The following is an 11,917-nucleotide window of genomic DNA, read 5'->3' on the forward strand; positions in this document are numbered from 1 at the left end:
TTTCCACGGAAACAGCCTTTTTTGTTTTTCGATATTGCGTTTAAATGCAATGGATAAACGTAAATATACCAATGCAAAAGCGGCGATGTTCCTGTATAATAGAACAAAACGGCATATAGTTGTTATGGACTTTCCACAACGTTTATATTAAATAAGGGGTATTACGGAATTGGAAGATCGGTTTTCATCTGGAAAAAAGGTTGCGCTCCTTGGAATCGGAGTCAATATTATATTATTGCTGATCAAGCTTTGGGCAGGCTACGTTTCGTCCAGTCAGGCAATGATAGCCGATGGTTTCAACAGCATGGGAGACGTATTCGCGTCTACCGTTACGCTGTTTGGAAGTCTTTATGCTGCGAAGCCAAAGGATGCGGATCATGCGTGGGGGCACGGAAAGGCAGAATATATCGCCTCGCTTATCATTGGTTTTTCGATGGTCGTTATGGCTGTTTATACGGCGTCCGGCTCAGTAGAATCGCTTGCAAAAAACGAAATTCTGGACTTTTCATGGTGGCTTGTCGGAGTCGCTGTTGTAACTATTTTTGCAAAAGCCTGCCTGTACGCTTATTGTATCAGAAAGAGCAGGCAATATAACAGTATCCTGATCAAAGCAAATGCACAGGATCACAGGAACGACGTATTTGTCACGTCCGGAACGCTTGCGGCGATCTTTTTGAGCGTGATTGGCTGGCATTTTATGGATGGTGTGATCGGCATCGCTATTTCTGCATGGATCGTATACAGTGGAATCAGTATCGTTATGGATTCGGCGCGCGTACTGATGGACCAAACCGCGGGCAGCGCGACGATTGAAGAATATAAAAAAGAAATTATGGGGATCGGCGGAATTGCCCATGTGGACAGCGTAAATACAAAACCCGTAGGAGCAAAATCAATCCTGATTGTTAAGGTCTCTGTTGACCGGGATATGACTGTGATCAAAAGCCATGAAATCGCAAAAAAGATCGAGCTGGAACTGCTCAGATTCCATACGGATGTCGACGATGTAATTGTACACATCAATCCGGATTTACCGCATGAAGCGGAAAGAAAGGCGTAGAGTAATATGCAAAAGGAAATTTTGTTAAACATCAAGGGGATGAACTGCGCTGCGTGCTCCGCATCCGTGGAGGGCGCGCTTTCAAAGGTTGACGGCGTGGTCTATGCCGGTGTAAATCTGGCGGCGAACAGCGCCGTTGTTGTTGCGGAAGATAAAGTATCAGAGCAAACGCTGGTTGAAGCAGTCGAAAAAATAGGGTTTGGCGCGACCATAGCAAAAGACGGCCAAATGATCACGCAGGATGAACACCGGTTCAAAAAAAGGGAGCTTCTTCTTGCCCTGATATGCGGCGTTATTGTAATGTATATTGGCATGGGAGCGCATTGGAACTGGCCTCTGCCCGCGTTTATCTCACCGGATACAAATCCGCTTAACTATGCTCTGATCCAGCTGATTATTACCATTCCGGTAATCTATGCGGGCAGAAGCTTTTTTACGAATGGAATGAAAGCGCTTTTAAAAAAGCATCCGACCATGGATACTCTTGTAATGCTTGGAACGGGCAGTGCGCTTATTTACAGCATTGTGATGACCTGCTTTATCCCCACGGATATGCACGCGGTTCATAGCCTGTATTTTGAAAGCGCTGCGGTGGTGGTTGCGCTTGTGCTTTTGGGAAAATACCTTGAGGAAAACAGTAAAAACAGAGCCAAGAGCGCGATTTCCAGCCTGGCAAGCCTGGTGCCCCAGGATGCGGTTGTACTGCGTGGGGGCAAGGAAGAAAGAATCAGGGCGGCCGATGTTAAGGAAGGCGATATTGTTCTTACAGGAGCAGGGCAAAGGATTCCTGTGGATGGAATTGTGGAAAGCGGGCAGGCCAGCGTAGACGAATCAACGTTGACAGGCGAGAGCCTTCCGGTTTTTAAGGAAACTGGAATAAAGGTCTCCGGTGGAACACTTGTCACGGACGGCGTATTGCATATCAGAGCAACGGGAGTTGGAAAAAATACAGCGATATCGCAAGTGGTTAAACTTGTCGTACAGGCACAGCAAAAGAAGGCGAAAATTTCCCGGCTTGCGGATAAGATATCGGCCGTGTTTGTTCCCACAGTTACGCTGATTGCGGTGATTGCCGCAGTGATATGGGCAATCGTTGGCAAGGATGCAAATTTTGTCGTTAATATTTTCGTATCGGTATTGGTGGTGGCGTGTCCGTGCGCGCTTGGTCTTGCAACGCCGATTGCGGTTATGGTTGGAACGGGGCGCGGCGCGCAGCTTGGAATTTTATACCGTGGCGGCGATGTTGTAGAAACGGCAGGCAGGGTAACCACTGTGCTGTTTGATAAGACTGGAACGATCACAAAGGGAAAGCTGCACGTGCTGAGCGTTGTGGCGGAGCAAGAGGAGACGGAAGACGAGGTGACGGAGCTTGCCGCGATTGCCGAGTACGGGGCAACGCACCCCATCGCAAAGGCAATCCTCGATTATGCCAAATATATGGATATTGAACCCAGACGGCCAGATTCCGTGAAAAATGTTGCGGGCAGGGGCGTAATTGCTTCAACGCGCAAAGGCGAAATTACAATAGGTACCAAAGAGTTTATGGAGCTTGAAGGAATCGCGACGGAGGAAAGCCGTACGCCCGGTACGACGCGTGTCTATGTCGCGTTCAACAAGGTTTTGAGGGGAGTTATTGCGCTTGCTGACGAAATCAAAAAAGATGCGGAGCAAACAGTCAGGACATTAAAAGAAGCGGGGATCAACTCTGTGATGATCACAGGAGATAATGAGGAGGCTGCAAAGCTGATAGCACAGCAGGCCGGTATCGAGCGCTTTATTGCTGGAGTAATGCCTGAGGGCAAAGCGAACGAGGTGTTGAACTTTAAGAAAAACGGGGCTACGGTTGCATTTGTCGGAGACGGAATCAACGATGCGCCGGCGCTTGCGACTGCGGATGTCGGCATTTCCGTATTCGGCGGTACGGATGTTGCTGCGGATTCATCTGGAATCATCCTGATGCGTGACGACACTCAGAGCATCGCGCAGAGTATCCTGCTCTCAAAAAGGATCATGCGCACCATCAAGCAAAATCTGTTTTGGGCGTTTATTTACAACGTGATTGGCATACCGATTGCGGCAGGGGTTTGGTACGCTTTTGGGGGCCCGACGCTGACTCCGATGTTCGCAGGACTGGCAATGGCTTTTTCATCCGTTTGCGTCGTCCTGAATTCACTGCGGCTTTCAGGATATCGCGCGAAAAAAAAATCCACCTATTAAGGTGGATTTTTTCGGAAGTATCATATATGTTCAACGCCGTAACCGGCGGTTTATACAAAAGGCCCGGGGGCCTTTTTGAGAAAGAAGATTTATGAAAAGTTGTGGTACTCTTGTTTGCTTGATACCATCATATAACAGAAATATGAAATGCGTATGAATGAATTATGAATAGTTCATGAATATGGGTTTTGTAAATAGAAATTCAAAAAAAGAGAAAATAATATAATGAATTATATGCAAATATAAAGTAAACTATATATATGTAAAATTACATATCATTTATATCTTGGGGAGGATTTAAAAATGAGCGTTTATGAAGAACTGAGCACCCTGGTACAGCAGGGACGTGCGAACAATGTAAAGGACATCATTGCCGCGGAGCTCGAAAAAGGAACCAATCCAAAGGATTTACTGCAAGACGGCCTTTTGGTTGGAATGTCCATCATTGGCGAAAAATTTAAAAACAATCAGGTATACGTGCCGGAGGTTTTAATTGCGGCGCGCGCAATGCAGGCCGGAATTGACGGATTGGCAAGCGCGCTTGCTTCTGAAAACATGGAGTCAAAGGGCAAGGTAGTCCTTGGTACGGTAAAAGGAGACCTGCACGACATCGGCAAAAACCTTGTCAGGATTATGCTTGAGAGCAAAGGCCTCGAGGTGATCGATCTTGGCGTGGATGTTTCCGCAGAGAAGTTTGTGCAGACGGCAATCGATGAAAACGCGCAGGTAATTGCTTGTTCGGCACTTTTGACGACCACAATGGCTGTCATGAAGGAAGTAGTCGACGAGGTGAATGCAAAAGGTCTTAAGGGCAAAGTAAAGGTTATGGTGGGCGGAGCTCCCGTAACGGAAGATTTCAAAAACAAGATTGGCGCAGATTATTACACTGCCGATGCTTCCAGCGCAAGCGACGTTGCATTGCAGATTTGCCAGTAAAGTAATAAAATAGAAAAGGCTGTCGCTTCCGGCAGTCTTTTTTGTTAGAATAAGAAGAGAATATTTCAGGAGAATAATTATGTCAAGTGAAAAGGTTTGCAGGGGCGAATGCCTGTTTGGAAAATGCCCGCACGAGCACTGCATCAAATTTTCGCAGCAAAATGTTGAGGCATCTGATCTGCGGGCGGAAATGAACATACTGACGCGCGGTGTAATGCCCGGACTAAAACCCGGGAAAAGCGGTTTTGGAGTTGCTGTGGATATTGGCACCACAACGGTAGTTGTGTACCTGTACGACCTTGCGTCTGCAAAATGCCTGAATATAAAAAGCAGGATCAACGCACAGGCTTCGCTGGGCGTTGATGTGATCTCGCGTATCCAGTTTTGCAGGGATCAGCCCGATGGGCTTAAAAAAATGAATACAGCCATCGTAAAAGAACTCAATGAGCTTGTTACGGACGCGCTGAAAGAAGCAGGTCTTGCGCCGGCAGAAGTTGGGGAATGTGTCATTACCGGAAATACGACGATGCTTCACCTGCTTGCGAATCTCTCGCCGGTATCGATGGGCGTGCTTCCGTTTAAGCCGCTTTCTACATTTGGCAAGGTAATGCCCGGAAAAACGCTGGGACTTGTTTTGGAAGAGGCTGAATGCTATTTAACGCCGTGTATGTCCGCTTTTGTAGGCGGAGATATTACGTCTGCACTTCTTGCAACGGGATTTGCGCAGAGCGGCGAGATATGCCTGCTGATGGATATCGGTACCAACGGGGAAGTGGCGATTGGAAACAGGGATTTTATCCTGAGCACCTCTACTGCAGCTGGGCCGGCATTTGAAGGTGCGCATATCAGCTGCGGTATGGCGGGCGTAAAGGGAGCGATTAATGCCGTGTCGGCCCTGCAGGGAAAACTCAGTATGAGCATAATCGGCGGGGGGAAGCCTTTGGGACTATGCGGCTCAGGGTTGCTTGATGCGGTCGCGCTTATGAGAAGAGCAGGAGTGATCGATGAAACGGGAAGGATCGCGGATGAAACAGGCAGCCGGTTTGTCGAGGAGCGGGACGGTGAATTTGTGATCACCATAACGGATGATATTTTTATCAGCCAAAAGGATATCCGCGAACTGCAAACAGCGAAGGCGGCAATCGCCGCAGGTGTGCTTTCTCTTGTCAGGGAAGCTGATATGGAGATTTCAAATATTTCGCGCGTATATCTTGCAGGCGGCTTTGGAAACTACATGGATCAGCAAAGCGCACAGGAGATCGGGCTTCTTTCCAGTGAGTTCAAAGAGATTATCACAGTTGGAAACGCTGCGGGCGCAGGCGCGATTATGGCGTTATTCGATGCTAAATGCAGGAAAGAGATGGAGCAGTTGCGTGCGGTTGGAAAACATGTAGAGCTGGGAAGTAATCCATACTTTATGGAAAAGTATGTAGATTGTATGTATTTTTAAATGAAAATAAAAGTAATTGATGGCGTTTATGCCGTCTGTAAACTTAAAAAGGTACCGGAATCGGTGGGGGAAGGGTTTTATTCGCTGACCATTACGGATGCAGAGATATCGTTGGTGTGTGCTGAATACGCTGTCCCGCAAGGAGCGTTGGAGCTTGAAACTGGCTTTTCGATGCTTCGGATCGAGGGGCAGTTGGATTTTTCACTGATTGGTATTCTGGCTGATATCAGCGGCGTTCTGGCACAACAAAAAATCAGTATTTTCTGTATTTCTACATACAATACTGATTATGTGTTGGTGCGTAGGGCACAACTCGAAAAAGCAATCATAGCTTTACAAGAAAGCGGTTATCAGTTCGCCTGAAACCACAGGAGAGCAGATTCTTCGTCAGGCAGGAATGAAACCTGCCTGCCTTTGTTGCTTTCATAGATAAAATCAGCGAGACTTTTGCTGTGGTATCCGGAAAAGTCCCCAATGATTGCGACTCTGAACTGATAGTTGACAAATTTTTGCAGTATCTCGCCGGCAAGGCCGGTTTTCAATGAAAAGAATGCTTCAGTAAATATCTTTTTAGGCAAGATCAGCTTGCTGCAGCCAGTTTCATATTGGACGGTCATAATCAGGTCAAGCGCGGATTGCGCATTCACAATCTGCAGGCCGTCTTCAGAAATACGAATGACTTCCTGTCCGTCGGCTGTTGTTAATTTTTGTGTATCCATACGATTTCCTTTGTAAATTGTTATTTACCGAACAACTCGTTTGCCCTGGCCATATTCTCAATGATTGGGACAGAGAAGGGGCAACGGCTTTCACAGCTGCCGCAGGCAATACAGTCAGAACCATGGGAGGAAAGCGAATCATAGTGCTGGCGAATGCTTGGCGGTATATTCTGTGTATCCAGCAGCGCGATATCGAGGTATTTGTTTACGGACGCAATCTCAATTTCAGAAGGACAGGGAAGGCAGTGACTGCAATAAACACATGCACCGCGCATATTGTTCTTGTAATGACTGATGATTGGCGTGTAATCTTTTTCTTCTTCCGTAAGCTCAAGGTAGTGTAAAGCATCTGCGACCTGCCCGGGCGACTGACAGCCTACAAGCGCACTGACAACCGCAGGACGCGTTAAAGCATAATGAAGGCACTGGCCAACCGTCATAGGCTTTTCAAAAGGCGTGTGCTCTGCCGAAAGCAGTTTGCCTGCGCCAAGGGACTTCATAACTGTGATACTTACATCGTTTTGCTCGCAAAGCCGGTACAGCGACGCACGTGTCGGATCGATTCCGGTGTAAACCTGCGATGCAAAGGAATCGCCATCCAGCGCGTCAAGCACGTTGCTGGTCGCAGGCGCCATATCAAATGCTGCGTTAATACTGAACATCAACAGGTCGACTACGCCCATTTTGATCAGTTCGCTTGCCGTCACCGGGTTATGAGAGCTTGCACCAATCGCGCGGATTACGCCTTTTTGTTTTAAATCCTGAGCATACTCCAGGATACCGTTTGAAACAACCCGTTCAAGGTCATTTTTACTATCGATAAAGAAGAGCATTCCAAAATCGATATAATCGGTATCAAGATAGCGCAACAGGTCTTCAAAATACTTTTTGCACGTGGGAAGATCACGGCTGATATCATATTGCTCCCTCAGGTCAACAGAGCCGATATGGCCCTGCAAAAGGACTTTGTCGCGCCGTCCCTTCAACGCTTTACCAATGTTGCGGCGAACCTCTTCACCGGGCATAAACACATCCATAATATTAATACCATGGTCGATTGCGGCGTGAATTGTGCTCTGGACAACAGGGAAGGGCTTGCCATCCAGATGCTCTGCTCCAAGGCCAATAATACTGGCAGACATTCCTGTTTTTCCGATAGGCCGATAAATCATGATTTTCACCTCATTCTTTTCACATATTCGTTTGGCTATAAAAAAACACTGCATTTTCAGCCCTGAAAATGCAGTCCTTTTGTGGTGGAGATAAGGGGATTCGAACCCCTGACCTTCGCATTGCGAACGCGACGCTCTACCAACTGAGCCATATCCCCGCAACAGATGTCGTTTGTTCCGTGCGATATATATTCTATCAAAGTTATAAATAAAATACAAGATAAATATGAAAAAAACCGCTGTGTTTTATACAGCGGTTTTTGAAAGATACTGGATTTAGAAAACGCGCTTTGCTCCAAGGAAGTTTCTCGCGTAATAACCGGATGACATACTGCTTGTACCCACGCCGTTTGTTGAAGGAGCACAGTGGAGCATACTGCCGCCGCCAAGGTAAATCCCGATGTGGCTGACAGAAGAACTGGTGTCTGATTTAAAGTAAACCAGATCGCCCGGCTGCAGGGAATTAACGTCCTTGATTGTTTCCCAACTGGAAACTTTGGAATAACCGGCAGAGCTCAAACGACTCGTCGCAACGCCCGTATTTTTGAGGCAGTAATATACAAACCCGGAACAGTCATATGAGTTTGGTCCGCTGGAACCGTAGGAATAAGGTTTCCCAAGCTGTGTGTTGCCAACTTCAATCATCCTGTCAACATTGGAATTTCCGGATGAAGAACTACTCGACGAAGAAGAGGAACTGCTGCTGTCGCCCGATGAAGGGGAGGAACCTTTTTTCGCGTCGTCGGAATAGAGCACGCCACGCGTGTTTTTGCCAACAACGCCATCTACGGAAAGCCCGTTGGCATCCTGGAAACTTTTTACAGCGCTTGCAGTAATGCTTCCAAAATAACCGGTAGAGGTCGTATCAAAATATCCAAGCTGATTCAAACGGTCTTGCATTGCTTTGATGTCGTCTCCGCTGTCGCCGGGGTACATCGTATAGTACTTTGCTTTGTCAGAATTCAAAAGCTGCAGGCTGGCAGCGTCCATAATGCCTGTAACATTCAAATTGTTTGTCCGCTGGAATTTATTAACAGCTTCCGTCGTAACGGGGCCGTAATATCCTGTGATACTGGAATATTCATAATATTCGAGATCCTTCAGGCGCTGCTGCAGGCTGGAAACGCTGTCGCCCTTATCACCAGGATTCAGGGCATCGCCGGAAACAGAGGTTGAAGGCTGAGCCGCGGAACCATCGGCAGGCGTGGAAGCACCGGAAGAGGCAACCTGGCGGCTGCTGTCAATATCAGCATACGAATCGCCAAGTACTGCCTTTCTTGTCATGGGGCCTGCTTTGCCGTCCACAACAAGTCCGCCGTTTTCCGTCTGGAACTGAACCACGGCATTTTGCGTATCCGTCCCAAAATAACCGGTGGGCTTCACTTTTAGGTAGCCGGCGTCATATAATTTCTGCTGCAGGTCTTCCACCCAGCTTTCCTTTTCCTGGTCACGGTCGCCGATCTGCAATACCTCATAACGCGATACCGCTAACGCCGAAAATGGCATGAAGGCCATAATAACCAAACAAACTGTAACACTTGCAACAATCTTCTTAATCATAATTTCTCCAAATCTTTGCAATTTATTCAAGTGTAATAATTGTAACAATTTCTTAACAATTTAACAATTTCTAATTAAACACTTAAATGGTGAAATAACATTAAAAATTGGATTTACGGAGAAAAACCTCGCAAATACTGAAAATTCCTTTCGATTAATAGTGAATCCGAAATAAAACGCTAAAAATCCAGTTATCCAAAAAGGGATAACCGGATTCAATTAACTCAGCTGATTTCTTTTCCTTCCAGCTCAATATATGTTTTCAGCTTTTGCATCACAGAGTCAAAGCCATCAGGCGTCAGCGATTGCTTGCCATCAGACAGGGCGTGTGAAGGATCGTTATGTACTTCAATCATGAGTCCGTCAGCTCCGGCGGCTACGGCAGCCTTTGCAAGAGGCTCGACCAGCCAGTCAAGGCCTGCTGCATGACTGGGATCGGCAATCACAGGCAGGTGGGTAAGCCGCTTTAAGACAGGGATGGCGCTTACGTCAAATGTATTTCTTGTAAACGTCTCAAAGGTTCGGATTCCGCGTTCGCAAAGTATAATATTCTCATTTCCGCCCGCCATGATATATTCTGCACTCATCAAAAATTCTTCGATTGTATTGGCAAGGCCGCGTTTTAAAAGGATTGGCTGCTTCAAATGGCCAAGTTCCTTTAAAAGCCTGAAATTCTGCATGTTGCGCGCGCCAACCTGTATGACATCCACATCCTCAAACAGGGGAATATCGGAAATCCCCATAATTTCAGTTACAATCGGAATTCCATATTTCTTTTTACATTCCAGAAGCAGCTCGATCCCGTTTTCTTCAAGTCCCTGAAACGCATAGGGTGATGTGCGGGGTTTAAATGCGCCGCCACGTAAAAAATTTGCGCCGCTTGCAAGGATATCCTTGCTGACTTCAAGGATTTGTTCTTTGCTCTCTACAGAGCAGGGACCTGCCATAACAGCAAAATGACCTCCGCCGATTTTATTTCCACCGACGTTAATAATCGTATCGTCGGTATGGAATTTGCGGTTCGCTTTTTTATATGGTTCGGAAACCCGGCGTACGTCCTCGACGATGTCTCTGGCCTTTAAACTGTCTATGTCTACGACAGAAGTATCGCCCACAAGGCCGATGATCGTCGTGCTTTCACCCTCGCTCAGATGTGTTTTGAAATTTTGCGCCTGCAGGGAACCGATCAGCTCGCTTACTTTTTCTTTTGGGGTATTTTGTTTCACAATAATAATCATAATTTTTTACCTCGCTATACGGTTTTCATTATATAATAAGTAATAAAATAACGCAAAGACAATATTATGAATCAAATCTTACAAACATTTTACGTAAAAAAGAACCGCGGGCGAACCCGCGATTCTTCTCGAAAATTATGGTACTGGAGGAACATTATATTGAAAAAAATCTTTAACTCTGCTTATAGATTAACATAAGAAAATACACTTGTAAAGTCTTTTTTGTAATATTATTGTAATAAAATTATGAAATTTTTTTTAAGAAAAAATTCTTGCTATATTTCCGGGTATCGAATATAATAAACGCAATAGGAGAACTTTGGTTATGACGTATGTATCGACACGATTTTTTAGCACATTCGGCTTTAACGGTTTTTATCGTTGGGGCTTGTTTGCTTGTTGATTTTGTCGAGTGTGCGCGTATAAACTGAGTTTTATTTGTAAAATATGCTGCAAGCACCGACAAGTGCTTGCAGCTTTTTTATTTCACGCAACCAAAACTGCCTGATATGTGCGGTTAATAACTTTTAGAGTTTATAAGAAAGAGGTAAGATTATGATTGTAGTAATGAAAAACCATGCTTCAGAGGATGAGATTGCCCGGGTGACGGATGCTTTGGTAAAAAAGGGAATGCAGGTTCAGAATAATCAGGGCGTTGACTGTACGGTGCTCGGCGTTCTTGGCGATACTTATATGGTGGACAAAGAACAGGTTGGACTGATGAATGGAGTGGATAAGGTGGTTTCCGTGCAGGAGCCGTATAAGAAGGCAAACCGTAAGTTCCATCCGGAGGATAGCGTTGTGGATGTAAAGGGTGTGAAAATCGGCGGGGGCACACTGACGGTTATGGCAGGCCCGTGTTCGGTAGAGTCAGACGGACAGCTGACGGAAATCGCAGGGAAAATCAAAGAATCCGGAGCTCAAATCCTGCGCGGCGGCGCATTCAAGCCCCGCACATCGCCCTACGCATTTCAGGGGCTGGGCGAGGAAGGACTCGATATCCTCGTATCGGTGAAGAGCAAAATGGATATGCCGATCGTAACGGAAATTATGTCTCCGAAGTATGTGGAGTTGTTTTCGGAAAAAGCGGACATCATTCAAATCGGCGCTCGTAATATGCAGAATTTTGATTTGCTTAAGGAAGTCGGACAGACAAAAAAGCCGATTCTGCTAAAACGCGGGCTTTCCAGTACGATTGAAGAACTGCTTATGAGTGCGGAATACATTATGTCCGGTGGAAACGAAAATGTAATTTTGTGCGAGCGCGGAATACGGACCTTTGAAACCTATACGCGCAATACGCTTGACGTGAGTGCGATCCCGGCGATCAAAAAATTGTCGCATCTTCCGGTGGTGGTCGATCCCAGCCATACCGCGGGACTTTCATACATGGTTGAGCCGCTTGCGCTTGCGGCAGTGGCGGCGGGAGCGGACGGCGTGATTATCGAGGTGCATAACGATCCCAAGCACGCCCTGTGCGACGGCGCACAGTCTTTAACTCCAACGGAGTTTGATTCGGTAATGCACAAGCTAAGCGCGCTCAAGGGCGTAATGTCCTGATGGAG

At 46.5% G+C, this 11,917-nt stretch carries 10 protein-coding genes and 1 tRNA gene; 6 read left to right on the forward strand and 5 right to left on the reverse strand.

Features of this window, described 5'->3' with window-relative positions:
• Positions 1–169: 169 nt before the first annotated feature.
• From ACS5WU_RS01185 to ACS5WU_RS01205, 5 genes are all read left to right on the forward strand, one after another.
• On the forward strand, positions 170–1,060 hold the full coding sequence (locus ACS5WU_RS01185) for a cation diffusion facilitator family transporter (RefSeq protein WP_046443014.1): 891 nt from the start codon (positions 170–172) through the stop codon (positions 1,058–1,060).
• A 6-nt stretch (positions 1,061–1,066) separates the two neighbouring features.
• Complete coding sequence (locus ACS5WU_RS01190; protein WP_465088886.1) at positions 1,067–3,277, forward strand: heavy metal translocating P-type ATPase; 2,211 nt, start codon at positions 1,067–1,069, stop codon at positions 3,275–3,277.
• A gap of 303 nt (positions 3,278–3,580) precedes the next feature.
• A complete protein-coding gene (locus ACS5WU_RS01195) occupies positions 3,581–4,213 on the forward strand; it encodes a cobalamin B12-binding domain-containing protein (RefSeq protein WP_046443013.1) in 633 nt (210 codons plus the stop codon).
• Positions 4,214–4,292: 79 nt separating this feature from the next.
• Positions 4,293–5,663 (forward strand): ASKHA domain-containing protein, encoded by a 1,371-nt coding sequence (locus ACS5WU_RS01200; RefSeq protein WP_465088887.1) that lies wholly within the window; start codon positions 4,293–4,295, stop codon positions 5,661–5,663.
• Positions 5,664–6,026 (forward strand): ACT domain-containing protein, encoded by a 363-nt coding sequence (locus ACS5WU_RS01205; RefSeq protein ID WP_046443012.1) that lies wholly within the window; start codon positions 5,664–5,666, stop codon positions 6,024–6,026. It begins immediately after the preceding gene.
• Here ACS5WU_RS01205 and ACS5WU_RS01210 read toward each other — a convergent pair.
• The 5 genes from ACS5WU_RS01210 to aroF (ACS5WU_RS01230) all read right to left on the reverse strand — a co-directional run bounded on the left by ACS5WU_RS01210 (position 6,014) and on the right by aroF (ACS5WU_RS01230) (position 10,352).
• Positions 6,014–6,382 (reverse strand): DUF4180 domain-containing protein, encoded by a 369-nt coding sequence (locus ACS5WU_RS01210; RefSeq protein WP_465088888.1) that lies wholly within the window; start codon positions 6,380–6,382, stop codon positions 6,014–6,016. The two genes, ACS5WU_RS01205 and ACS5WU_RS01210, sit on opposite strands and share 13 nt — an antisense overlap.
• Positions 6,383–6,402: 20 nt before the next feature.
• A complete protein-coding gene (locus ACS5WU_RS01215) occupies positions 6,403–7,554 on the reverse strand; it encodes an aldo/keto reductase (RefSeq protein ID WP_046443010.1) in 1,152 nt (383 codons plus the stop codon).
• 82 nt (positions 7,555–7,636) lie between these two features.
• Positions 7,637–7,712 (reverse strand) — tRNA-Ala (locus tag ACS5WU_RS01220).
• Positions 7,713–7,830: 118 nt separating this feature from the next.
• Entirely contained in the window at positions 7,831–9,114 is a 1,284-nt protein-coding gene (locus tag ACS5WU_RS01225; RefSeq protein ID WP_059109668.1) for a C40 family peptidase, read from the reverse strand.
• Between the two features lie 224 nt (positions 9,115–9,338).
• Positions 9,339–10,352, reverse strand: coding sequence for a 3-deoxy-7-phosphoheptulonate synthase (aroF, locus tag ACS5WU_RS01230; RefSeq protein ID WP_046443008.1), 1,014 nt, complete (start codon positions 10,350–10,352; stop codon positions 9,339–9,341).
• 555 nt (positions 10,353–10,907) lie between these two features.
• Between aroF (ACS5WU_RS01230) and aroF (ACS5WU_RS01235) the strand changes: the two genes are divergently transcribed.
• Positions 10,908–11,912 (forward strand): 3-deoxy-7-phosphoheptulonate synthase, encoded by a 1,005-nt coding sequence (gene aroF, locus ACS5WU_RS01235; protein WP_465088889.1) that lies wholly within the window; start codon positions 10,908–10,910, stop codon positions 11,910–11,912.
• Positions 11,913–11,917: the final 5 nt, after the last annotated feature.

The sequence above is a fragment of the Christensenella sp. KGMB01412 genome (genome assembly GCF_055522415.1).

Excerpts from the sequence above, each read along its gene's own strand:
- ACS5WU_RS01190 (WP_465088886.1), top strand. The coding sequence starts at position 1,067 with ATGCAAAAGGAAATTTTGTTAAACATCAAGGGGATGAACTGCGCTGCG.
- ACS5WU_RS01195 (WP_046443013.1), top strand. The coding sequence starts at position 3,581 with ATGAGCGTTTATGAAGAACTGAGCACCCTGGTACAGCAGGGACGTGCG.
- ACS5WU_RS01200 (WP_465088887.1), top strand. The coding sequence starts at position 4,293 with ATGTCAAGTGAAAAGGTTTGCAGGGGCGAATGCCTGTTTGGAAAATGC.
- ACS5WU_RS01205 (WP_046443012.1), top strand. The coding sequence starts at position 5,664 with ATGAAAATAAAAGTAATTGATGGCGTTTATGCCGTCTGTAAACTTAAA.
- ACS5WU_RS01210 (WP_465088888.1), bottom strand. The coding sequence starts at position 6,382 with ATGGATACACAAAAATTAACAACAGCCGACGGACAGGAAGTCATTCGT.
- ACS5WU_RS01215 (WP_046443010.1), bottom strand. The coding sequence starts at position 7,554 with ATGATTTATCGGCCTATCGGAAAAACAGGAATGTCTGCCAGTATTATT.
- ACS5WU_RS01225 (WP_059109668.1), bottom strand. The coding sequence starts at position 9,114 with ATGATTAAGAAGATTGTTGCAAGTGTTACAGTTTGTTTGGTTATTATG.
- aroF (WP_046443008.1), bottom strand. The coding sequence starts at position 10,352 with ATGATTATTATTGTGAAACAAAATACCCCAAAAGAAAAAGTAAGCGAG.
- aroF (WP_465088889.1), top strand. The coding sequence starts at position 10,908 with ATGATTGTAGTAATGAAAAACCATGCTTCAGAGGATGAGATTGCCCGG.